Here is a 23,674-nt window from a genome sequence, read left to right as displayed (position 1 = left end):
ATTCGATTATGAAATCCCATATCACTTATAAAAGCTTTCATCATTAAAGCAGACAGATACTAAATAAGCCATTAATTTTCTTCATTTCAAGCAATGTTTACATTAAAGGCGATCCAATAAAGAAAACCAACGCATTGCTAAAAATATAAGCGGATAACGCAAAACGCGTCCTCCCGGAAAAGATGAAATCTTTAAGTCTTGGAAATAGGAAAAACGTTCATATTTTCCAGTTAACCATTCTGCGTATAATTTTCCCACGAAAGGAGCCAGCATAACGCCATGCCCTGAATAACCACCACAATAAGTTATCCTTGAGAAAAGTTGGCGAACATAGGGCATGCGTTCAACTGTGATGGCAACCGTTGCTCCCCACCGATGGCTTAAATTGATAGAATGTAATTGAGGATAAATTTCAACAATTTGCCGTTTTATACGTTCATCTAAATTTAGAGGATGCTTATTATCATAACTTTCTACACCACCAAATAAGAGACGATTATCAATGCTTTTGCGAAAATAGCGAACCATAAAACGGGAATCATCAACCGATTCCCCCCCTATAAGAATTGAACTATGCTTTGGTAATGGGTCCGTTGCTCCAATATAAGAGCGAATAGAAACAATATTTTTTTCAATAAAACGCTCCAGACCAAGTTTATACCCATTTGTTGCAAGTAAAACATGCTCTGCTGTTACACTACCTTTTTCTGTTATTACTTTCCAATGTGCTCCCTTGCGCCTTACGGTCGTTACTTGTGACTTCTCATAAAGCTTAGCACCAGCATCTTGTGCTCTTTTTGCCAACCCAATAATCAATTTTAAGGGATTTATATGACCGGTATCCGCATCATAAATACCACCACAATAAAAAGTTGATCCAAGTCGCTCAAATGTTTCAGCCTTATCCATAAAAGTAAGCGCGTGATAGCCATAACGCTGCATCGCCTCAATATGCCGTTGATAAGAGAGAAGCTCACGCCTTTTATGAGTTACAGAAAGCTGTCCTCCTATCAAATCACACGGACAATTAGGCATTGCGCATAAAGCTAAAATATCTCTTTTAGCTTCTTCTGCCAAATCAAACAGAGCCTTACTCCGCTCAAAACCATACTTTTTTTCTAATGTTTCTACCCATTGCCGTTGCCCTGTTCCCAGCTGTCCACCATTGCGCCCTGAAGCACCATCACCAAAACGTGATGCTTCAAATAAAACAACATCTACTCCAGCTTTGGCTAAATGATAAGCAGCCGAAAGACCCGTAAATCCGCCTCCAATAATGACCACATCACACTGTCTGTTTTCACAAAAAGAAGGATACGATGGACGTTCTCTTAAAGCATCTTCATACCAAGAAATTCCTGGAGAAATTGAATTATAATCAATCATCGTCATAAAATTTAAACATTCAGCAGGAGATATTCACGCTCCCACGGACTGATTACTTCCATAAAAGTTTCAAACTCTTGTCGTTTGATTGCAGCATAAGTACTGACAAACACATCCCCTAAAATAGCACGTATCACTGTATCTTGTTCAAACAAATTGACTGCCTCAATGAGCCCACGCGGTAACTCAATATTATCAGCGTTTACATTATTTATCGCTGGCTCATCCGGCTCAATTTTTTGTTGCAAACCAATAAGACCACACGCTAAAGAAGCTGCAAGGGCTAAATAAGGATTCGCATCTGATGAAGGAAGTCTATTCTCAACACGCCGCGCTTGAGGAGCAGAACGGGGAACTCGAAAAGCTGTAGTACGATTATCATATCCCCATCGCAAATTAACAGGAGCCGAATTATCAGGGACAAGACGTCGATAAGAATTCACATAAGGTGCAAGCATCACAAGTACCCCTGGCATATGTTTTTGCAATCCACCAATAAAATGGCGAAAACAGATACTTTCTTCACCATTTTCCTGTGTAAAAATATTCATACCGGTTTTCTTATCAACAACCGATTGGTGAATATGCATAGCAGAACCCGGCTGCCCTTGAATGGGTTTTGCCATAAAAGTTGCATACATATTATGTTTTAGTGCTGCTTCACGAATTGTTCGTTTAAACATAAAAACTTGATCCGCTAACTCAATAGGATCACCATGACGTAAATTAATTTCAAACTGACCTGCTCCTTCTTCATGAATGAGGGTATCAATTTCCAGTCCTTGTGCCTCTGAAAATTGATAAATATCATCAATCAAATCATCAAATTCATTAACACCAGCAATGGAGTACCCCTGTCCACCACCAATTGAACGCCCAGAACGACCAACCGGTGGAACTAACGGATAATCAGGATCGGGATTTTTTTGTACCAAATAAAACTCAATTTCTGGTGCAACAACAGGGCTTAAACCCATTTTTGTGTAAAAATGAACCACTGTTCGTAAAACATTGCGTGGTGTGTAATCCACAACCTGACCATTTTGATACACAAGATCACAAATCACCTGTGCCGTAGGAGCATCTTCCCATGGAACAATGCTTAACGTAGAAAGATCAGGCTCAAGGCGTAAATCACCATCTGCTTTAGGATATTCAAAACCATGACCATCTTCCGGATAATCCCCTGAAATTGTTGCCATAAAAACTGCTGAAGGCAATGCCAATGATGTTTCCGATGTAAATTTTTTAGAAAGCATCATCTTGCCCCGTGGGACCCCTGCTTGATCAGGCGTAATACATTCAATATCCTCTACCTTACGGAAAGCAAGCCATTGTGACACTTGTTCCCAATTGTGCACACCACGTAAACTTTTGAGAAAACGAGAAACAGGTTTAAAATTCTTACTTTTCGTTTGTTTACCATTTTTTACATCCATAACATACCAACTTTAAAAACAATCAAGTCCTATTCTTATTGTATCAGCCCATGCATAAACGACACGAAAAAAATTTATCAACTGATATTTTGAATAATACTATAAGATCCATCAAGGTAAAAGAACTTTACGCTCAACAAGTTATCCTATCACCATAGTGAAAAAATTGATATTTCACGCGATACATCGGTGCGAACCTTCTCCTTATATAAAACAGCGAGAAATACCATATTGTACGTAACCTAATTCCGATTCAAATAATCATATATAAGCAAACATTGACGAGAATAATAAAGGCGAGATATTTAATTTCCTTTTGGTTGTAGCAATGCTTCATATTAAAAGAAAAGAAACTTTTCTTTTAATATGAAGCAAGTTTTGTAACTCTATTGTTATCCACATAGAAGTAAACACCCTAGGATGGTGAGTAGCCTTTACAGCTGTGCTTACAAATACTCACCCCGCCGTAATATGCGTAAATGTATTTTCAGGATAAGTCATACGCTCAGCATTTCCGACATGAAACTTAACCATCGTCTGCATAACAGAGCTATCAACCTTGTTCTGAGCGGATGGTACAGACTCTGCACTTATATCAATTCCCACCGCTTGACATTGCACTTCGCACACAATATTTAGAGCTGAGAATCCAGTAGAGCATACCAAATCTAATAGATAGGAATTTTTGCTAATTGCGCCATGCGGGATCCAACATCTGATAGTCTCCAGCCCACTAGGAGATGTGTTATTTATATCTAAAAAGCCAAAAAATCAGGATATGAGAACACAATAATATCAATTTCCTTTGAACTAACGTCCTTTATCGTCGGTCTTCCACCATCGTAAAATCTATTTTGTATCAGTTTCTTTCACATACTTTGACTTATGATCTCGTGATACTGTGCAGATTGAGTACACATCCCCAGAGCCCAGATTATAATTAAGTTCGTACCATTCTGCTCTTTTATAGAGCTAATATTTGAAAATAAATAACCATAATCTTCAGATATAATACGCCTAGATTCAATAATTACCGTAAGCTTATGTAAATCACAACCCAATTGTGACAATGCCTCATAAATTTTACGAGGGTATTCGTCATTGATCGTCACGGCATCGCAGAACGCTGTGGAAGTCGAATATCCCCCGCCTAGACTGATAAAACTTTTTTGATCCTTCAATGCGTAAATATCCTTTCCAGCCTTAGTTAAGGTGGATACTATTAACTCAGTCGAATTCAAATTAGAGCCCACATGCAAAGGCACCCCATTAAGCCTAATCCTATTGGATTCTAGCAAAGATAATGCGGCACGTAACTTCGCCGCAGTCATACCAAAACACGATCTATCCCTGTTTGCCAGTACATGGCACAATCTCAATGAGATTTTAGGTAGTATATCAAAATGGCGTGCAAGAGTGATGATGTCATGTAATTCGATAATATTATCACACTGGATATTTATATGTTTTCTAATAGGATAACTCTATCTCTTCTCGAAGTTTTACAGGGATATTAAAAAATGTATCTCTACCTTTAAAACCATCTTTTTGCGCTAATGATATCTCATAACCAGACGCAAATTCCAAGTCCCAGCAACATAACAATGATGCCCCGCACGTCCATTAAAATACCCTGCTTTTTCTCGCCCTAGGCATCCATAGCCCGACCACGTAAAACAGGATACCAATTACAATATCATACCATAAGACTGCAAGAGAAAGTTTTTTTATAAATAGACATTTTTTTATCTTTCCATTGCCTCTTAAACAAGCTCATCTGTTCATATAATGAGTTATATGTATAATACATATAACTTCTACAAAAGGAGGATTCATTATGTTCCGTGAAAATCTTTGGTAATACACTCGGATAATTGGATCACCAGTCGCCCGTCAATAATATAGTGCGCGTTAAGAAATTGGGGGAGATAAGCTATGCAACTCGTGGATCATCCTTTTGTGAAATTCGATCAACTCAAGCTGATTTACAACTTCACATATCCGTTATTTCGCACTATTTCAAATGAATTTTACGATTACCTAGACTTTAATAAACTAGCGCACAGTAAGCAGATTCCACAAGCGCATACTATTTCTCTATTATTTGCATATTCCCTTTTGTGAAATCATCTGTTCCTTTTGTCCCTTTCAGAAAGGGGACTACAAGCACGTTAAACAAATCGAATCTTATATGTCAGCGCTTACCACAGAGATCAGAACCAAAGGAAATTTCATTCGCTCGCTTAGAGGGCCCATCCGCAGCATCTATATAGGGGGCAGCACACCATCGCTTTTGTCGGCAGATAATATCCGACACATCGGAAAAGTATTGCATGCCGAATTTGAGCTCTCTTCCTTAACCGAATTTACACTGGAAAGCGAACCGAAGAGCGTCACACGTGATAAACTTTATGCTGCCCGTGAGATCGGCGTTAACCGAATAAACTTCGGTGTACAGAGTTTCATTGAGCGTTTCCGATCATTGTTTAACCTCACCTCAACACGTGAACAAATCAACAATACCGTGGCTTTGTCACAAGAGATAATTGGACATGTCGGTTTCGACCTACTATATGGCATGCACAGCTAGCAAGCCGAAGAACTATTATACGATTTGAAGCAAGTCAGCGAGCTTCATCCTGAAACCATCAACCTCTATGCAATTAACAATCTGGCTATCACGTCGCAACTGCATAAGTCTTACGCACAAAAAGGGCTAAAGCCATCCAGCCTACAGCATCGACAGATGCTTCGATTATTTAGCGATATCGTTATGCGCAGCTGCGGCTATGCGCCGTGTAATGGGCATTCCTATATCAAAATTGCCAATAACACTCCTCTAACGCTCGCTAAAACGAGTTCAGCTAATTATTTCCGCTATCACAAATATTTGCATGGTTATCATGACGATTATGTCGTTGGCTTTGGGGCGTCAGCACTGTCGATTCCCAGCTCACTCGTCACACGAGCCAATCCCAGTCGAAGCGGATACATTACCGACATACAACTTAAAGGAAAATCCAAAGTATACTACAATTGGGTATCAGCGGAGCAACAAGCCTCCAAAGCTTTGTGTATGCGGCTACCTTATAACGGCTATGCCCAAAAAGAAAGAATTGACTGGACTGCACTTCCCTCTTTCGTATGCAATAACCTACAACAGCTCATAGGTGCAGGTCTCATCGCAGAAAGTGATAACAATCTCCAGCTAACCCAGCGTGGTTGGCAATGGTATTCCAACCTTATGTATTTTCTTCTACCTCAGGAAGACAGGAATATTTTGGACGACTATGTCGCAAACATGCTGAATACAACCGCCGTACTTGATGGAACAGCGGAAACCTGTGTGGCATCTTAAGGAGAACAGAATGTTCACGCTTTTTGCCAACAAGAACATACGCTATTTTTGCCTAACCGTTAGTCTGCTCGCCTTACTCAGCGGTGCTTTGCGCACTGCCATCCCGCTATTAGCAAGACAATCTGGATATGGCATAATCGGAGTAAGTTGGGCGCAAGGTCTCTTTTCATTAGCGTGGCCAATTTTCGGCATCCTTGCAGGCGCTTTACTTGATCGCTGCGACAAAATAAAACTTGCCACCTCGGCTCTCCTCATCTTCATGCTACTGCATATTGTCCTGTTCGTACTGCTCATGATACAGATTGCTCCAGCCGAACAAATTTTCTTCTATGCAACCATTGCTGGATTCATCGTCGTTTCTGCCGAAGCTTATATAATGACGATTCCACCACTTATCATGGAGGGAGAGCGATTGATGACCTTCTACTCAATTGTCTTGTTTTTAGATTTCGGGGTCTCCTATTTTCTTGCCCCTGTCATAACAAGCAGCATTTTAGGGCATAGCACACTGCTATTTCTTGGCCTGTTAATCGTGCTTTTTATCACATTGATTTTTACCGCTCGCCGTGCTGTTCCGACATCGCCAACACCTGATAAAGAAAACATCACTTTCCGTTATATCATTGCCGGCTTTCGTTTCATTTTTTCAAATCGGCATCTTACCTCCCTTACATTACTCACATTCTTTCTATCGGTGGTATTTGGAGCATTCCTAACCTCGTTCATCTTCTTCGTTACCGACGGTCGGTATCTGGGCCTACATAGCAGCCAATATGGCGTGATGTTTGCAGCCTACGCGCTTGGTACAATGGCAGGTGCCCTATTTGCGCCGCGTATACGCTATGCACCGGTGCGCCTAGCTGTTCTCACTGACGGTTTAGGAACGGTTGTCTTGCTGTTGATTCCAGCCTTTTCAAAAAGTGCTGTCGTCGTATGGGGCGTCACCTTTATCGCTGGCGTTGGAGCAAGCTTATGGTTTATTGGTGTTACCGCCTTCAGGCAGCGCCTCACACCAAAGCAACTTCTCGGGCGAGCTAATTCTGCTTTTCGAGTGATAGGCTATGCTGGAACGCCGGTCGGAAGCTTTTTGGTCGGCGTCCTTGGTTCTTTTATATCATTGCAGTTTGCTGCCACCTTTATCGCTGGACTACTATTGGTGGCTATCGCAATAACGCTTCCTTTTCTTTGGCAGGCTGATCATATAGACACACCCAATCCTTCCACGAGGTAACAGCTGCTTTAAAAAAAAGACACGGTCAAAAAGGCACACATACCCTATTACGCAATCGATTGATCTGTTCTTTGGACGAGGAAATTATCACCATAGTGGCTGATAGAGCCAGCGGCACTATAGAAGCAGCCAAACAAGCGCTAAAGACAAAACAGCCCCTTTACGTTGCATTGGGCGATGATCTCAACGCCTATATGAAGGATGCAGAGAGCTTATAGCGCACAGAGCGCAATTCTTAACTAAAAACTCCGCGCTAGCAATGCCCACTTATACTCCAGTTAATCCGTCACCCGCTGGACATCAAATGCCTCACCCCTTTACCGCTCCTCAAAATACATTTTGTTGCACTTACGCGCCGTATTCTTCCTTTGTAATCAAAAGAGCAGCCCTCCTTTCCTAGTTTAGGATCTTTGCCTACACAACGCAGCAACAGATGCGACCATATATGCAATCACGCCTTAGGGCCTGCATAGTAGAAAGCTTAGTTCGAGAGATTCATAAAGCCTATATCCCAATAAATTTTCCACCCAATCCACCTTTTAAAAGGGCGGCTTTATATAAACCGTTAGAGCAAGCTATGAAATCCTTAGGTGTATTAGAAATAATTGACGGTTGTTACCTCAGACCAATGTTGATTGACTTTTACTCGTACATATACGCAAGCGGTGCTACTCTTTTCTTAGATAGAAAGGACATAATCGTTACCATCTGACCTATTATTGTTTGAAAATAAAGAAAAAGTATCAGTGCAACTGATGATATTGAAGAGCTATCTCATTATGTAGCTGTACCTAATTACGGCATTGGGAAGCTAGACACGCAATCACCCATTTCTGCGTGCCTTCTGCATGATATTCATAAGATTTGATTACGCGGTAAACGCGGTACGTCCAAAAGCCTTAGCGAATTTCGCAAAGCACAAAATTAGCTTGGCGGTACGCAACTAAAGACAGCGTCATTCGTGCCGCCCACTCTTACCACAGCCCCCACTCTCTCTACCACCATCCCCGCTTAGAATCGCGCCAACTCATCACCGGTGCCTCGTTAAACACCACACCAGTCTCAAGAGCGGTAAAATGCGCCTTGCCGCATTTAATCTTCAGCATTTCTTTAAGGCGCAAATCAAACTCGCTATTCGTTCCTTTTGTTTCCAGTACAAAATAAAGCTTTTGCGCGCCATCTCACTCTAAAAAAACTACCCAATCAGGCGTATAAGAACCAATGGGAGTGGCTATTTTAAAACTTCTTGGCAGTTTAAAAAACAATCTTACATCAGAGTCATTATCGAGATTTTGCGCAAACTCTTTCTCAATACGGCTCTCACAAATCTCATGATCATAAACACTTTTCTCATTGACCACCGTCGGCCCTATGATCGCCTTTTCCGACCTAATTTTACAGATGTAGAATCAATCTTATTGTGATGCGCACATCCAGAGATTATTTTATCCTCTGCATTAGAACCAAAAACATGAACAATACGCAGAGGCTTCGGTAAGAAGGCCAACCGCTCAATCTCAACCTACACGAAAATGCATGTGCAGGCGAATGCCCTCCATAATATGCAATATTTCAAGCCCGTCCATAGGGGTCCCCCTTTTAAAAATTGTACCTATGGCTTATAATAATCTCCAAAATATACATTTAGCCCTTGTCTGAAATAGCTCAATTTTGGATTGATGAGAACGAAAACGCGCTGCGATAATTACGTTGTTCAGCCCTTATGACCGGCAAAGGGCGCCAATATTCCTGTACCACCAACGACTAACTAACGGTATTTCTTATCATTTTTGATCATATCCTCCACCCTTATTGTACATTTTATCAGCAAGATGTGCGCAGCAAGCCCGTACATTTACGCTGCTAAGTCTCCGTGTACGGTTTTCATTCTCAAACGCAAAATCATCTTTAGCCGAAGCAACTTGATATTGCAGAGCTTGTCCATAAAGCGTATGCGCAACTGGTACCAAATATTCACATGACAGTAGCGCATTTTTTGCTGTACTGCCATGAGAGAGAAGACCAACAGCTTTATCCAAAAAAGCATCACAATCTAAATTATCAAAAGCGTTCTTCAAAGTCTCTGAATAAGACCTGTGATAAACAGGGCCTGCAAGAATAACATCGTCAGCGTCTGCGATTGTTTTGACAAATGTATACACTTTAGCATCGCAATGGTAATAACTTATAAAAACAATAACTTTTTTAAATGACTCCTCAACGGCGTATGAATATAAGCACGTTTTTTCTCGTCATTTTTTAAGGTATTAAACTCTTCCAATCTACCGAACTTACTCTTAAATTGTAGCCGAATGATTTTACTAAACCCATATTATTTTAAAAACTCAACAAATAATATTGAGGCTACAATCAAAGACACTTCTTTTCAATATTAAGCAAGTTTTGTAACCTATATTGTTATCTCCATAGAAGTAAAACAGCCTCTATGGATGGTGAGTAGCTAAGCCTTCACAGCTAGTGCTTTACAAGCGCTTTTATAACACTCACTCTGCCCCAAACATAGGATTGCATTTTATTAAATAACCCACGCGCATATAATTAAAGAGAGAAACGATTAAGCTTGCACCAATCATGCCAAGCCAATAGCCAATAAAGTCATATTCAAAAAAATGCGCCATTAGCGCTCCCCCAAATAGGCCTAACCCCCAATAACTTATTGCTACAACAATTGTTGACCAAAACGTATCAAGCAAGCCCACAAGTATGCCATTGAGCATAGCTCCTAAAGTGCCAAAAGCAAAAGACAATAAAATGAACGGAAGCAACTTCCAAGAGAAAACAACAACGCGTTCTGAAGAAATATTAAAGATGGTTGTAAGGATGAATCCATAAGAGAGATAAACAATCCCTGATAAAAACAAGACATAAGCTACAGCAAAAACTGTGACACTCATACGCAATTGTTTTAGAGCCATATTATTCCTATCTGCTCTATACCACGCTGCTATTGTCGCGGCTGCGCTGGAAATCCCCAAAGCCACCACAGAAATAAGCATATCGAGACGCATCCCTATCGTATGCGCGGCCAAAGATTCGACCCCATAAACCGTAATCATGAATGCAATGAACGAAGGAAAGCCCTCCGCAATAAGAATACGTACACCAATGGGTAGCCCTACTCGCAGCAATTTTATTATTCGTGAAATCTCTAACTTTGGTCTCAAATAATTAAAGCGAAAAGAATGAAAAGCAGAATTGCGGGACAAAATTATTGCTGCTGCAATAACAATTAAAATACGGATCAAACTGCTCGCAATTCCTGCACCAAAGACACCTAATCCGCTTACAGAAGCTATACCAAAAATAAGCGGCCAAGAGATAAGAAAATTCACAAGGATAGCCGCAAGCATAACCCAGGTTAACGGCTTTGGATTACCAATTGCTGACAGTAATCCCCGGCTATTCACATAAAGATAAAAAAACACCACCCCTATAGCAGCACCACTATTATATTCCTGCGCTATATTGGCAATTGTCCCATCTTGGCCGAGAAAACACAAAATATTTCTCGTGTTGAGTAAAATGATCGCACTCATCATTCCAATCACAAGGGAAAGCCATATTCCTTGATCAAACCATGCCTTTAATGCATATCTATCTTGTCTACGAAAACTTTCCGCAAGTTTTGGTGCAACCGCGGTAATAATACCTAGCCCAAACAACATAACAAAACTAAATATACTCAGAGCTAACATTGTACCACTCAAGGCTTGCACGCCTAAATGCGCTACAAGCGCTGCATCTGTGAAGGAAATCATCATCTGAGAGATAAACCCAACAGCCAGTGGCATGCCAAGAGAGAGCAATTGCTTCATCACAACAAACATTGTGAAATACCCTTCCATATTGAAGGGCATATTAAGCTCGGATCTTTTAAACAAAACACATTGATTTTTTCCGTAAAGTCTTTCCATCACAAGTCTTGTGTAAAGGATGCATAATGAGAACGCATTAAGATAAGAGGAGATGCCCAGTTCTTAAAAAAGAAGCGCAATGCCCCTTTATTGGTTTTTTGTACAATATTATGCCCCCAAGCAACTACAGTCATTGATAAAAGATCCTCAGCGAGCCGTTTGTTCGTCTTATATATCCATTTTTAGTATTTTTAATCAAACTTTTTGGTACTGCAAGTAATATACCTGTGCTAACCTTTGCTTACTCGCTACTTACATACGTAAAAAAACAAAGCCGACCAAGTTGTCAAAAAACACAGGCATTAGCATTTTTACAATCCATTGTGCCTATACACCAATTAAAAAAGAGCGTTTATGATACATAAGACACCTCGATGCCCCACCGCTCTACGATCTAAAATTATGAAACTTTAGTTCAACAACCAACGCACAATATTTTACGGACGCAAAAGCACCATCTAGCACTCACTAGGAGAGCATTCTATAACTATACGCACCATGTCCACATCACAAAACTATAGAGACTTCATATGAATAATTGCCCTCTCCAAAAATAATAATTTTGTCCACCTCCGAATCCAATCTGAAGTATTCATTTAACAACACATCAATATCATATCCTCTTGATATGCTCGTTCGCGATATTTCTGGCTAATAGCCGCACAATCATTTGGCGCATTCAAATCGGTAAGCATCTCTACTAAAAACGATGGACAGCTATTAATTTCGACTCAATCCATATAAGATGACCCACACACTATTTTTTCCTGTGTCTTTATGTAAGTCATAGGCAAGTCCCTATTCAACTGTATCTTCACTCTCAGACCTCTTCGTTTTTTATTAACTTTTTATCAGTATAAAGCCAGGCCAAATTAAGCGGGTAATTGAACATATACAAACCAAGGCAAAACAAAAAGCTGCTTCTATACAAACATTATTTGCCAACCAACCAATCAGCACAAGCGCTAAAATACCAAAAATACGCGCAAGAAAACTAACAATGGATAAAACCGTATTTGCATTCTTTTGTTGAATATGTTTAAAAAGCTCTGCTTCAAACTGCGTCATAGGAACAGAAAAAAAACTATGAAATACGGTGAATAAAATAATAGGAGCCCAACTGTTTGCAACGAGAAGCAGAGCAAGCATAACAACAGCACTTAGGACGAGTGAGCACAAAGTTATCGCCATAGGAGCATATTTTTGCATAAGATATTTAATTACAAAGCGATTAAATAAGTATTTTACGAGAGTATAAGACACAAAGCACAGGCCAAGAATAAGAATTTTAGTCTTTCCTGTTGCATTGTCTAATACTCCTGTCTGTCCCAAAATAAAAGGTTGCCAAAAATGAAATATTGGCTGCAATGCAGCAACAATAAAACCACATATCAATATGTAATATAACCCGATTTTTGAGGTAACTAAATAAGTAAAAGCTTCTGTTGCATGCAACAAAGAACCCGAGTCTATTTACTGACTATCCGAAGCGGATGCAATACCTATCCCCGTCACCCGACTAAACAAGAATACAAGCACGAGAAACCCGAAAGAACAAAAATAATATGCCGACTGATAATTATCCATACACAAAACAATAAGAACACCTAGCGCACCAGCAACCATATTCATGAATGCCATCAGTTCCCGCTTATAGACGTTTACTTGGTGGTAGATCAAACTACCCTTGTATCCACCGCCGTCGATTAAGCCTTTAATCCATGTACTATCAGCGCCAAAGCATAAAGCAAAGCCTAAAGCATATATAATTTCTGCCGGAATTAAGACAGAAAGATTAGGCGCGTAAATACATAAAAAGAAGAAGAGCGAAAAAAAGAAACATGATAAGATAACATTTTTTTTAACGCCAATTTTATCTCCTAAAATCCCACAAGGCACTTCAAAAATACAAATAGCCGCGCTAAATACAATTTGTAATAAGGATACTGTGCTATACTAACGCCCATAGACAAGAAAAAAAAGCATGGAAGGAACCTGTAATCAGCCGAACCCCGCTCATTGCCCCACAGCCATAGAGCAACTTTTTAACTTCATAATCTATCGTCATTAATATATCCAAAAGCTATAAAGCTGGCAGCTTTTTTTGCCGCCAGCTTTGTATATTTTAAAACTTCAATTCATAGAAGCGCCTCAAGCAGCCATTTTCTGCTCACTTGCTCGGGCTTTGAGCGCAGCAACATCAACCTGTTTAATTTTTTTTCAGTGGTTTATACATATCTTTAGTTTTCATAACTTTACCTCCTGTATTAAATGAAAACAATTAAATTCAACATGAAGTGTACATTATAACTACCTTTTATCAATTTATTATTTTGATATAAAAAGCTTTTCTCCCCTCCCCCTTAAGTATTTCATGCTCCAATCATTCTGTAACAACCACCGCAGCACTTGGAAACTCATGCGCCCCTTCGGGCAAAGTACGCTTATATTCACGCCAATTTATCACCGGCTGGTCGTTAAACGCAACGCTCGTTTGCAGTGCAGCAAAATGCGCTTTGCCGCATTTAATCTTCAGTATTTCTTTAAGTCGCAAATCAAACTCGCTGTTTGCCCCTTTTGTCTCCAGCACAAAGTAAAGCTTTTGTTCGCCATCTCGCTCTAAAAAAACTGCCCAATCAGGCGTATAAGAACCAATGGGAGTGGCTATTTTAAAACTTCTTGGTAGTTTAAAAAACAATCTGACTTCAGGATCATTTTCAAGACTTTGTGCAAACTCTTTCTCCACACTGCTTTCATAAACCACATGATCATACACACTCTTCTCACTCACAACAGCTGTACGCTCTAAATTTGCCACAAGCTCTTCACTGGTAAAAAGCTCTTGCACACTATATTCTTGCCCGACCAGCTTTAAATATTTAATGCCATCAATTGTAAGATTAACATGGGTTTTATTGAGTATTTCTTCTATGCGCTCTAAAAAAGCTTGTGGATTTTTTACAAACTCATGCTCACGTCCACTCTTGGTCAAAATACCAATAATTGTCTTTGTGGTTAATTTCAGCTTTAAGGTCAAATAATGTACAATGTTCGGCAGTGCACAAAAACTATAATCAAGCGCACTCTGCTTTAATAACTGCTCTTCATAGGTCACACCAGCACTATCCAGTTCTATCTCTGCTGTCTGATAAACCAAATGCGCAGGCGCAACTGGCGCCATTTTTTCCACTGCATCCACTGCTTTGGCAACAAACTCTGTGCGATCAAGCTTTGCACGATAAGTGGTCTTTTTATTGATCTTCTCCCACAAGGTCAAAAACTCTGGTGAAGCCACTGTTTGCTTTTTAAGCTTAACCCGCACCTCGCGCGTAGCATTACGAATAATCGGCATGGCTTGGCTCGCTTCTAGCGCCTGCAGCACAGCCTGCTTCTGCCCTTTACTAAAACGTTCACTTAAATCTAACGTCCCAGTCGCCCATTGCGCTTTTAATGTATCTGTAATTTTTCCTGCTGATGTAAGCAAGGCTTTTTCACGCAACTCAACCAATATATCAGCAGCCTCTTGCGAAGACAGAATTTTTGTTTCCGTCACAGCTGTCATATAAATCAGATCTTGCAGCGTCTCAACATTAATAAGCGCGCCCGCATCAGTTTTTTTCACAATTTCTTGACGCAATTCGCGTGGCATTTCCTCCGCCCCTATAGCCTCAAATTCGCTCGCCACTAAATCTTGATCTACTTTAACGACACCCGCCTCATCAATAAAATCTTTTGCAACAAGTATTTTAACAATTTTTTGTGCTTGCGATACTTCCACTTTAGCGGCCACATATTTTACATCTTCATAAATACGGCCAACCAAATGCTCCATCTGCAATGTACCAAGTTTATAACCAATATCCGCCTCTAATTCTTTTTGCAATGTACTCACAAACTCAGCAAAGCTTTCATTCACCATAACATGCAGCACATTTATATCTTTATCTTCTACCTGTTCACCGTGCTGGTTTACGCACAAGCGCAAACCGCGACCAATCTTTTGCCGTGCGGTAAAATTCGATTTTTGCTCAATCAACATACACACTTGAAACACATTCGGATTATCCCAGCCTTCTCTCAAGGCCGAATGCGAAAAGATAAAACGCAAGGGGCATGCAAAAGATAATAACCACTCCTTATCACGCATAATCGTGTTATAAGTGTCATCATCAGCTTGGCTGTCGCCCTTTGTATCCTTATAGACGCCTTTTTTGTCTTGCGAGAAATAACCGCCGTGCACGTTTCGAACATTTTGCGCAAACTTAGTTCGCAAGGAGGCATATTTCTTTTTCGCCAACAGCTCTTCGTAACATTCTTCAAACATACGCTCATAAAGTGCTGGCTCTTCATCAGAGCTACGATATTTAGCCACCTCATCAATAAAAAAAAGTGATAAAACTTTAATCCCTAAAGGCGCAAGCCGCAATTCTTTATCTAAATGTGTTTCTATAGTGCGATAAATTTGCGCGCGTTTAAGCTCTATTGTACTCACATCACCAAGGGCGTGGCCAAATTTGACAATTTCAGTATCAGAAAACTCAACGGCTTCATCCCCCGCCATGCAATTGATACCCGAAACAATATACCCCCTATAAAGCTCACGCCCGCCCGTAACGCGATACAGATCATCGCCTTGTCTCACTGTAACTGTTTTGCGGCTCACAATGCCATTCTTTCCCGCAATATCCAACTCTAAGCGCGCCTTAAAGCCATGTTTGTGTGATACGGATTTCAAGGCAATATAGGGACGGTTAAAATTTTGCTCTATCTGATTAGAAGAGACACAAATTTGCTTTACCAGTCCTTTTTTATAAGCATCAACAGGTGTTAAACGATATAAAAGATTAATCTCATCTTTATGCGTGGCACTATAGCGGAAAACACAAAGTGGATTAAGGCTCGCAATAGCCTCCTTCGCTTTTGCTGTATTATCCACCGATTGCGGTTCATCTATGATCACAATCGGATTTGTATCTTGGATATAGCGCATAGCACTTTCGCCATTCAGTCTATCTTGCGGAAGGTTGATAATATTTTCTGCTTTTTTAAATGCATCAATATTGATAATCATAATTTCAATATTGGTAGAGCTTGCAAATTGGCGAATTTGCGAAAGATCTTTTGAATTATAAATAAAATAACGATAGGGCAGATTATCAAACTCTGCTTGAAAATGCTCCCTTGTTACCTGAAGTGATTTATACACCCCTTCGCGAATAGCAACACTTGGTACGACGATAATAAATTTGGTAAAGCCATAGCGTTGATTTAACTCAAAAATCGTCTTGCTATAGACATAAGTTTTGCCTGTTCCCGTTTCCATCTCAATAGAAAACTGCTTTTGCTCTAGCGTCTCACTCGCCACGAGTTTATTGTTCTGTTGCACCTCTTGTAAATTTGCTAATATGCTTTCATCACTAATCAATAATTGATTACCATAACCAAATTCATTTAACGCTAATTGTCCTTGTTCTGAACACAAGAAAATAGAAGAATCTCGTCGTGGTTGGCCTTTAAATAAATCAATGACGCTTTTAACCGCATCATTTTGAAATTCTTGTTGTTTAAATTTAAGTTTCATATCGCCGCCCCAATCGTCTCTCTATAGTTTAAATTTTATCAAAACTTACTTCATTGTCTTTAAAGATAAAGTCGCAATTAATAAGCGCCTCATCACTTTTAAAGGCCGCATCAAGCGCTACGATTTTTACGGGCAAATACTTTATCATCTCTTCCGCATCTTCGGGGTCAAAGGGCGGATCTATGGCTATAATCACTAAGACATCGCCTTCGTTCTCGCCTATATAATAGAATTTTTTGCCATTGATTGGTAAAGGATAAATTTTTAAATCCAATGGCCAACCATATTTAAGTATGATCTCGAAGATAATATCTTGATGAGAGCGCTCGGGATTCACCCCCCGCAAAATATGATCCAAACGCATTTGCAATTGTTCTTTAACATCAAATGCATCCGGATCAATCGGGCTATCGTCCCATATGGAAAAGTTGGAACTATCGAGCTCTAGCACGCGAAATCCGGTGTCTAGAGGCTTCTCGCTTATGAATTCTGCTTCATGCTTTTGCTTGATTTGTGCACCAGCGCGGCGAATACGTTCACTACCTATATCGCAGATAGTTTTATAACCAGCCTTATAAGCTTCGCTTTTCTCATCACACAATTCAGGCAATTGCACCATGATGAATTTGCGATTTCCACCATCTTCGGCATTCAAAGCCATCACTGCATGCGCTGTTGTACTAGAGCCAGCAAAAAAATCGAGAATGATGTCGTCTTTGTTCGTGCCGATTTGCATGAGCAATTTTATGAGTTTGGTAGGTTTAATATATTCAAACAATCCTTGAACATGCATTAATTGATCAATTTCACGTTTGGAAAAAGCGGTATCACCTGAAAACTCTCGTTTAAAAATTCCTGCAAATTCTTCATCAAAATTGGCATCGATCTCCTTGCCGAAAAAAGTCGTAGGAACCAACCCATCTTGAGTCTCATTTAAAAACCTTTTAATCATAGGATAGGATGCGCCTTCGCCCCATATGATCTCATCATTAGCAATTTTTTCTTTCAAAACTTTTTCGCTAAAAGCCCAGTAACGGCCTTGTGGCCTTTTCAGAACCACCCCATTCGGCTTGGTAACTGTATAATCTGCAGCATAAGGCTTATGCGCAGTAATAGGGTCTGCTTTCCAAGGACCCTTGGGGTGATTATCTGGATTCTTATACGCTGAGCTATCCTGTCGTGGTAGTAAATTCCTCTTAAAATTTTCCTTATACTTTGCGTAGCATATAATATATTCATGGCTGACAGAAAAATATTTCGCTGAATTCTTGCGCGTGTGAACCTTCTCCCACACTAATTGAGCAACAAAATTCTCTTCGCCAAAAACCTCGTCGCACACTTTGCGCAAATTATGCGCCTCGTGATCATCTATTGAGATAAATATCACCCCATCGTCACGCAATAAGGTCTGAGCCAAACGCAAGCGCGGATAAATCATATTGAGCCACGCCGTATGAAACCGCCCCATTGTTTCAGGGTTTGACTTCGTTGTCTGCTTGGTCACTTCCTTATATCGCGCCAATGGGTCTTTAAAATCATCATCATAGATAAAATCATTCCCCGTATTATAGGGCGGGTCGATATAGATCATCTTCACTTGGCCAAAATAAGCCCGCTGGATAAGTTTTAACACTTCAAGATTATCGCCCTTAATATAAAGATTATGTGTATTATCAAAGTTTACGCTCTCCTCGCGCTTCGGGCGCAATGTCGCAAGTGAAGGCTTTTGCGCAAGCTTTAAACTTGCTCCTTTGCCCTTCCATTCAAATTTGAACTTCTCAAAATCATTATCAATATATTCGCCGCATAGATTAAGAAGCTGATCTATATCCAGCTTTCCCTCAGCAAAACACTGCGGAAAGGCTGCTTTTAACTTTTCTATGTCTGGATTAATAGGGCTTTGACTCATGCCCTCTATTTTATCTTCACCCGCTATTATACTCATCTTTGCGCTTCTCCGTTACGCTTAGTATAAAATATGTCTATGAATATTTCTTTTGTACGTCGCAATTCCTTTTATCCTATTTATTTCTATATCCTCTGCAAATTTACTTTCATGAAAAGTGTCGTATAAGCTGTTCTCTTTATTTTTTAAAGTTTCTTGTGCTTGTTTTATGTCTTTTTGCTTACGCAAATCGGCTAGATCAATTCGCATTACCACATTTTGATCATTTTGCTTTTCTTTGATTTACTCTGAAAAAGCAATAATTTCGCGCCCTAAATTAGCCGCTGTTTGGCATAATTAAAGACAGCGATTTTATATTTTTTCTTGTGTGCTATTATGGCACTTACAAATATTATCAATAAGCTTATCAATTGGCACAAGCACATCCAAAATATGTCTATCTTTTAGCCTTGTCATATTTCTTACAAATCGAAGAACTGTATCGTCAATTTGACGACATGCCACCATGGGTCATTTTAAAATTGCGTCACATGTGGCTTGGTCAAGCACATACAAGTACTATCCTGCCAACGAAAACATAAATTTCTTCATCATTTATTTCGACGCAATAAAAACCATTTCACAAGGGATTATGTCAGCACCCACTTCTAGTTCTCCCTTGTCGGCACAAGCAAGATTTGCTAAAATACCTTTTACGGAGTGAAAAACACCCTCAAACGCCCACCAGCAGACTGAAAATCCTTCCCATGCCATAAAACGCTTTGCCTTTATAGGTTTTATACTGTGTGTCAGATTCATAATAAAATATAGCTCTTATCATTTTGTCCCTGAGTGATTTGTATTGCCTTATCAATCATATAATTAGGCTCATGTACAAACCATGCTTTTATAATCTGCCATAGGAATGTATTAATCTCTTGCACTCGCTCCTTAAATATATTGCGGCATAATTTTTACATTATCAGCAACGCTGGTATTAATTGCCAACCTTCATGACAATAAGTTTTAACAAAGCTTTCCCCTGCTTCTTTTTGTCGTCCCGTCAGTTAAACTCTTGCTTTAAACCTTCTTCGGTTTTACGTCTATATATAGCGCCGCGTATTGGTTTTATCGCTTGTTTAAGCACCTTTCTTGTCCCCAGTCATCCTCTCATCCCCGCCTTACAAGGCCAAAAAACAAATGGCCATTCCAATTGATGCCGGTAATATGCTTAGCAATAGCTTTCAAGCTTTTGTAAATCTTGCCCTCATTGATAGCCTTTTGACACCACAAGCACATGATGCGTTTGTCCTAAATAATCGTCACTGAAATAAGTGTGCCATAAGGCTTTGGGCTCCTACATTAACGTATACTTTACAGTGGCTATTTCTTGCTCTAATTGTTTACAACTCATTGTCTAATCCTCTCAACACAGGAATGTTCTATTTCCTCGATTAGTCCAGAAAATAGTGTGTGTTCACAAAGTTAGACAAAAATGCAATTTATTCTTTTTCATTGGATAGCTCAACTCCCTCCACGCTTAGAACCAATAAACCTAAGCTTATTGCTGCTATAAGTTTACCGCGCACCCAAAACGAGAAATTTATATCCTATTGAAAAAATAAATTTAGAAGATCCCTTCTTAAACAAAGTCTCGACTAAATAAGATGGTTTGAGCATTTTTAGCAAAAAGAGATAAAAATTCACTATCTCAAGGATCTTAACTACGTTATCGATCATACGCAAAAAAAGCTGAGAAGTGCAGATTTCTAAAAGAAATGAGAATAGTTTTATAAAGAGAAATGGTACTGCAAGCGATACATCGGTTCGAACGTTCTCTTTAAAAACACACCGTAATTACAAGCGGCTTCAAAAAACAGCCTTACTAATATAATATTAGCTAGAGGGTTACATGTATATCGCAATAATAATGCACTCATTCCCGCAAGAGTGCTCCACATATTATGGCGTAGACTGTATAAACTCTGCCGCTCTTGCATACTCAGACGTAAGGCCACTTAGTCGTATAGCAGCCGCAGTTTCAACGTAAAACAGCGGACGCTTCTGTATCATAATACTTGACAGAAGCATCAACAGCTAAGGATATAGGAACTAATTTATATTTTTTCGAAATGTTATATATAAATTTAATGTGCCGCCCCAAAACACACCACCAGTGAACCCACTTAAAAGACCAAAAAGAAGGTTAAAATCAAATGCATATTTCAAATCAGGTACAACCTTGAGAAAAACAATCAATGTGAATTTGATGACAAAAGCGATAAGAATAAATGTCAGCGTCAACGGCGTACCAGGCAGAATAATGAAATCCGTTCCTTCTTTGATTTTTAAACGCGCAGTAGCACGCCAGAGCAACCAGCCAACGCCAACGCCGATCATCAGCCCTGCCAACATTGAGACTGCTCCCCAGCGCAGGAACGCCAGCTCTTTAATCACATCGCTTGCGCCCAAAAAAAGAAAGACTAACGGCAATAGAAAAAGGCGGTTAACCTTCATTTCCCTATCTTTCAATGCGATTATTCCCCTCGCAATGAGAAAAATAAGCAAAATCCAGGCCCATAAAGGAGTTCCAGTCAGAATGTTAAACAATGACATATTATGCTCCATGATGTTTGATGCGATAAAAATATCGCATCATGTTAGGAAAATATTTAGAAAAAAAGATACCAACACAAACTAAACCCATATTGATCCACCAAAGCTGGGGAGTCCCTTCAAAAAAACATTGGGCAGCCCATTAGCAAAAAATATGATAACCCAAATCCATGTAATATATTTATTGATGAGATACAACATAATATGTCTACGTTTTTCCTCACAGACACCAGCACTGGCATAAAAAATAGTAAAGGGTTTCTTTAGTAAAAGGCTAATCAATTTTATCTTCACCCGCTATTATACTCATCACTGCATTTCCCCTTATGCTCAGTATAGAAGAATAGAATATTTATTTTCATGCATATTGCAAGCTTACTGTAAAAAAACAAAACCTTATAGGGGAATTATAGCGATTCTACTTAAACAGAGGCCTTAGGTTCGTATCACGCGCGCCACCCACAAGATGCATACCGACCATAAAATGAGCAATTTTATAACATATTGAAAAATAAATATAAATTGAGCGGAGACCTTTTAAAAAAGTCTCCGCTCAATGAGACGTTTTGGCCATTTTGGGCGAAAAAGAGGAAAATACACCCGCGCAAGGCCTCGGCTCTGTTATCAGTCAAAGGCAAAAAACGCCGAAAACTGCGTCTTTTAACCGCTTTACAAAACACTGGAAAGGAGAATGAGAAAAGTTGTAAGGAAATCAATGGTACGGTTGGTGGGATTTGAACCTACGACCTCTGGTGCCACAAACCAGCGCTCTAACCAACTGAGCTACAACCGCATAAAATCAAATGTATCATAACTATTCACGATTTCGTAAACATTTATTCTTTGCTTATGTGACATAAGGAAGATCAACAAAGTTTGCAAGCCCCTTTAAAAAAATCTCGCAATTTTTTGTGAAGAAAAAAGCGTTTTTTACAAAGGAAATTTTGCCCAATGCTCAAGACTATGATCACGATAGCCTTTTATGTTATCAACTCCATCTTGTTGCATCATCTGCAAAACCTCTTGCAGAATAGTTATGACAAGATTTGGACCTTCATAAACCATCCCACTATATAATTGAATCAAATCTGCACCAGCTTTTACTTTTTCCAAAGCAGTCTGTGCATCCTTTATACCGCCAACACCGATAATTGCAATCTCCTTCCCTAATTTTTGACGCATTTTTGCAAGCATAATAGTAGAACGCTCAAAGAGTGGACGTCCAGAAAGCCCACCCTCTTCATTACGGAAGTGACTATTGTTAAGACCTTGGCGTGAAAGAGTTGTGTTAGAAACAATCAGCCCATTAAAATCAGAAAGTTTTATTTCTTCAGCAACATCATCTAATTCTTTCTCTGATAAATCGGGGGCAATTTTTAAAAAAATGGGAATGGAGAATCCATGCTTGTTCTCTTGCTCATTTCGCGCTTGCGAAATTGCACTCAACAAAAGATGCAAACTGTCACGGGCCTGTAAATCACGTAAACCTGGTGTATTAGGAGAAGAAATATTAACCGTAAAATAATCAGCAACATCATAAAAATGAGCAATACCAACAGTATAATCATCAATCTTATCGACCGTATCCTTATTGGCTCCAATGTTGACTCCTATAACACCAGTTTTTTTACACGCATGCAATCTATTGTAAACAACTTGATGTCCGTCATTATTAAAGCCCATTCTATTAATAATCGCTTCATCTTCTTTTAAACGAAAAAGCCGTGGTTTAGGATTTCCAATCTGAGGCTTTGGTGTCACTGTCCCAATTTCAGTAAAACCAAATCCTAACCGAAAAATACCATCTACAACCTCTGCATTTTTATCAAACCCCGCTGCAAGACCAATAAAATTTTCAAACTCAAGACCAGCAACAGTTACACACAAACGTTTGTCGATAACCTTTTGACAACCATTTAATCCACTTTTCAGCCCAAGAATCGCTAAACCGTGTGCTTGCTCTGGATCCAACATAAATAAGGCAGAACGGCCAATACAACGAAAAAAACTCATCAATTCTTCTCCACAACATAAAAATGATCCATCGCACCTCACCTCTACCTTTTAACACAAAAGATTTCCAATCAAAGCAAGCATATTATCCCAATAATATTCCCCTTCTAGAAGAAAACTCATCACATAATAGCCATACATGTTTATATTGGTTATACTATGTAAAGAACTTTTTATTCTTAAAAAATGTTTCTCTTTTTCGACATTTTTTAAAGATTAAAATATGAATC

General features: G+C 39.4%; 19 protein-coding genes, 1 tRNA gene and 1 pseudogene. 5 read left to right on the top strand and 16 right to left on the bottom strand.

Going from position 1 to position 23,674, the window contains the following annotated elements; all coding sequences use genetic code 11:
- Positions 1-102: 102 nt before the first annotated feature.
- The 4 genes from ACFINH_RS00170 to ACFINH_RS00155 form a co-directional block, all read right to left on the bottom strand.
- A complete protein-coding gene (locus ACFINH_RS00170) occupies positions 103-1,386 on the bottom strand; it encodes an NAD(P)/FAD-dependent oxidoreductase (RefSeq protein ID WP_375631799.1) in 1,284 nt (427 codons plus the stop codon).
- Positions 1,387-1,397: 11 nt separating this feature from the next.
- On the bottom strand, positions 1,398-2,825 hold the full coding sequence (locus ACFINH_RS00165; protein ID WP_375631532.1) for a glutamine synthetase family protein: 1,428 nt from the start codon (positions 2,823-2,825) through the stop codon (positions 1,398-1,400).
- A 456-nt stretch (positions 2,826-3,281) separates the two neighbouring features.
- Positions 3,282-3,518: a class I SAM-dependent methyltransferase gene (locus ACFINH_RS00160; RefSeq protein WP_375631797.1), complete on the bottom strand. Its 237-nt coding sequence runs from the start codon at positions 3,516-3,518 to the stop codon at positions 3,282-3,284.
- 176 nt (positions 3,519-3,694) lie between these two features.
- Positions 3,695-4,282 carry a hypothetical protein gene (locus tag ACFINH_RS00155; RefSeq protein WP_375631795.1) on the bottom strand — a complete coding sequence of 196 codons (588 nt, stop codon included), beginning with the start codon at positions 4,280-4,282 and terminating at the stop codon, positions 3,695-3,697.
- A gap of 647 nt (positions 4,283-4,929) precedes the next feature.
- Between ACFINH_RS00155 and ACFINH_RS00150 the strand changes: the two genes are divergently transcribed.
- From ACFINH_RS00150 to ACFINH_RS00135, 4 genes are all read left to right on the top strand, one after another.
- Entirely contained in the window at positions 4,930-5,415 is a 486-nt protein-coding gene (locus ACFINH_RS00150; protein WP_375631530.1) for a radical SAM protein, read from the top strand.
- A 24-nt stretch (positions 5,416-5,439) separates the two neighbouring features.
- Positions 5,440-6,183 (top strand): hypothetical protein, encoded by a 744-nt coding sequence (locus tag ACFINH_RS00145; protein WP_375631528.1) that lies wholly within the window; start codon positions 5,440-5,442, stop codon positions 6,181-6,183.
- A gap of 10 nt (positions 6,184-6,193) precedes the next feature.
- Complete coding sequence (locus tag ACFINH_RS00140) at positions 6,194-7,414, top strand: MFS transporter (protein WP_375631526.1); 1,221 nt, start codon at positions 6,194-6,196, stop codon at positions 7,412-7,414.
- Between the two features lie 95 nt (positions 7,415-7,509).
- Positions 7,510-7,632: a hypothetical protein gene (locus ACFINH_RS00135; RefSeq protein ID WP_375631524.1), complete on the top strand. Its 123-nt coding sequence runs from the start codon at positions 7,510-7,512 to the stop codon at positions 7,630-7,632.
- A 777-nt stretch (positions 7,633-8,409) separates the two neighbouring features.
- Here the strand turns inward: ACFINH_RS00135 and ACFINH_RS00130 are convergent.
- The 10 genes and pseudogenes from ACFINH_RS00130 to ACFINH_RS00085 all read right to left on the bottom strand — a co-directional run bounded on the left by ACFINH_RS00130 (position 8,410) and on the right by ACFINH_RS00085 (position 21,431).
- A pseudogene (locus ACFINH_RS00130) lies at positions 8,410-8,775 on the bottom strand (hypothetical protein).
- A gap of 423 nt (positions 8,776-9,198) precedes the next feature.
- A complete protein-coding gene (locus ACFINH_RS00125) occupies positions 9,199-9,576 on the bottom strand; it encodes an NADPH-dependent FMN reductase (RefSeq protein ID WP_375631522.1) in 378 nt (125 codons plus the stop codon).
- Positions 9,577-9,918: 342 nt separating this feature from the next.
- On the bottom strand, positions 9,919-11,262 hold the full coding sequence (locus tag ACFINH_RS00120) for an MATE family efflux transporter (protein WP_375631520.1): 1,344 nt from the start codon (positions 11,260-11,262) through the stop codon (positions 9,919-9,921).
- Between the two features lie 927 nt (positions 11,263-12,189).
- A complete protein-coding gene (locus ACFINH_RS00115; RefSeq protein ID WP_375631518.1) occupies positions 12,190-12,807 on the bottom strand; it encodes a hypothetical protein in 618 nt (205 codons plus the stop codon).
- 15 nt (positions 12,808-12,822) lie between these two features.
- Entirely contained in the window at positions 12,823-12,990 is a 168-nt protein-coding gene (locus ACFINH_RS00110) for a hypothetical protein (protein ID WP_375631516.1), read from the bottom strand.
- A gap of 742 nt (positions 12,991-13,732) precedes the next feature.
- Positions 13,733-16,930: a DEAD/DEAH box helicase family protein gene (locus tag ACFINH_RS00105; protein ID WP_375631514.1), complete on the bottom strand. Its 3,198-nt coding sequence runs from the start codon at positions 16,928-16,930 to the stop codon at positions 13,733-13,735.
- 28 nt (positions 16,931-16,958) lie between these two features.
- Positions 16,959-18,875 (bottom strand): site-specific DNA-methyltransferase, encoded by a 1,917-nt coding sequence (locus ACFINH_RS00100; protein WP_375631512.1) that lies wholly within the window; start codon positions 18,873-18,875, stop codon positions 16,959-16,961.
- A gap of 555 nt (positions 18,876-19,430) precedes the next feature.
- Positions 19,431-19,634, bottom strand: coding sequence for a hypothetical protein (locus tag ACFINH_RS00095; RefSeq protein WP_375631510.1), 204 nt, complete (start codon positions 19,632-19,634; stop codon positions 19,431-19,433).
- Between the two features lie 351 nt (positions 19,635-19,985).
- Entirely contained in the window at positions 19,986-20,114 is a 129-nt protein-coding gene (locus tag ACFINH_RS00090) for a DUF2924 domain-containing protein (RefSeq protein WP_375631508.1), read from the bottom strand.
- Between the two features lie 813 nt (positions 20,115-20,927).
- A complete protein-coding gene (locus ACFINH_RS00085; protein ID WP_375631507.1) occupies positions 20,928-21,431 on the bottom strand; it encodes a hypothetical protein in 504 nt (167 codons plus the stop codon).
- A gap of 504 nt (positions 21,432-21,935) precedes the next feature.
- Here ACFINH_RS00085 and ACFINH_RS00080 point away from each other — a divergent pair.
- Complete coding sequence (locus ACFINH_RS00080; RefSeq protein ID WP_375631505.1) at positions 21,936-22,169, top strand: hypothetical protein; 234 nt, start codon at positions 21,936-21,938, stop codon at positions 22,167-22,169.
- On the opposite strand, the gene ACFINH_RS00075 is transcribed toward ACFINH_RS00080, so the two are convergent.
- Both ACFINH_RS00075 and ACFINH_RS00070 read right to left on the bottom strand, forming a co-directional pair.
- A tRNA-His gene (locus ACFINH_RS00075) sits at positions 22,148-22,224 on the bottom strand. The genes ACFINH_RS00080 and ACFINH_RS00075 overlap by 22 nt on opposite strands.
- A gap of 137 nt (positions 22,225-22,361) precedes the next feature.
- Positions 22,362-23,444: a quinone-dependent dihydroorotate dehydrogenase gene (locus ACFINH_RS00070; protein WP_375631504.1), complete on the bottom strand. Its 1,083-nt coding sequence runs from the start codon at positions 23,442-23,444 to the stop codon at positions 22,362-22,364.
- Positions 23,445-23,674 lie beyond the last annotated feature (230 nt).

The sequence above is a fragment of the Bartonella sp. AA74HLJMH genome, from assembly GCF_042197045.1.
In the GTDB taxonomy this organism is placed as follows: Bacteria; Pseudomonadota; Alphaproteobacteria; order Rhizobiales; family Rhizobiaceae; genus Bartonella.
The sequence above is the reverse complement of the archived record's forward strand: the minus strand, read 5'-3'. Positions and strand labels throughout refer to the sequence as shown.

Bases quoted from the DNA above. Each gene is read 5' to 3' on its own strand.
- ACFINH_RS00170 (WP_375631799.1), bottom strand. From the start codon at position 1,386: ATGATTGATTATAATTCAATTTCTCCAGGAATTTCTTGGTATGAAGAT.
- ACFINH_RS00165 (WP_375631532.1), bottom strand. From the start codon at position 2,825: ATGGATGTAAAAAATGGTAAACAAACGAAAAGTAAGAATTTTAAACCT.
- ACFINH_RS00140 (WP_375631526.1), top strand. From the start codon at position 6,194: ATGTTCACGCTTTTTGCCAACAAGAACATACGCTATTTTTGCCTAACC.
- ACFINH_RS00120 (WP_375631520.1), bottom strand. From the start codon at position 11,262: ATGTTTGTTGTGATGAAGCAATTGCTCTCTCTTGGCATGCCACTGGCT.
- ACFINH_RS00110 (WP_375631516.1), bottom strand. From the start codon at position 12,990: ATGGCATTCATGAATATGGTTGCTGGTGCGCTAGGTGTTCTTATTGTT.
- ACFINH_RS00105 (WP_375631514.1), bottom strand. From the start codon at position 16,930: ATGAAACTTAAATTTAAACAACAAGAATTTCAAAATGATGCGGTTAAA.
- ACFINH_RS00100 (WP_375631512.1), bottom strand. From the start codon at position 18,875: ATGAGTATAATAGCGGGTGAAGATAAAATAGAGGGCATGAGTCAAAGC.
- ACFINH_RS00095 (WP_375631510.1), bottom strand. From the start codon at position 19,634: ATGAATCTGACACACAGTATAAAACCTATAAAGGCAAAGCGTTTTATG.
- ACFINH_RS00090 (WP_375631508.1), bottom strand. From the start codon at position 20,114: ATGTGCTTGTGGTGTCAAAAGGCTATCAATGAGGGCAAGATTTACAAA.
- ACFINH_RS00085 (WP_375631507.1), bottom strand. From the start codon at position 21,431: ATGTCATTGTTTAACATTCTGACTGGAACTCCTTTATGGGCCTGGATT.
- ACFINH_RS00070 (WP_375631504.1), bottom strand. From the start codon at position 23,444: ATGAGTTTTTTTCGTTGTATTGGCCGTTCTGCCTTATTTATGTTGGAT.